The following is a 422-nucleotide window of genomic DNA, read 5'->3' as shown; positions in this document are numbered from 1 at the left end:
GCGGCGAACTCCTGCGCACTGACCCCAGCCCCCACCAACGCCAACGCCAGATCCCCGACCACCTTGCTCGACGGGGTCACCTTCACCAACCGGCCCAACACCCGATCCGCGGCGGCATAGGCGGTCTCGATCTCCTCGAACCGATCCCCCAGCCCCAACGCGATGGCCTGCTGGCGCAAGTTGCTCAACTGCCCACCGGGAATCTCATGGGTGTACACCCGACCCGTCGGCGCGGGAAGACCGGACTCGAACGGCGCATACACCTTGCGCAGCGCCTCCCAGTACGGCTCCAGATCACACACCGCACTCAGCGACAACCCGGTGTCGAACGACGTGTGCGCCGCGGCAGCCACGATCGAAGACAACGCCGGCTGACTCGTCGTCCCCGCCAACGGCGCAGCCGCACCATCGACCGCCGACGC

Annotated in this window: 1 pseudogene; it reads right to left on the bottom strand. The window is 68.0% G+C overall.

Annotation, left to right across the window (positions count from 1 at the left end):
- Positions 1 to 422 (bottom strand): annotated as a pseudogene (locus ACZYZF_RS29470) (pyruvate carboxylase); the annotation flags it as partial.

The sequence above is a fragment of the Mycobacterium sp. IDUB_24 genome, assembly GCF_055419385.1.
This window is presented reverse-complemented; position numbering and strand designations above follow the sequence as displayed.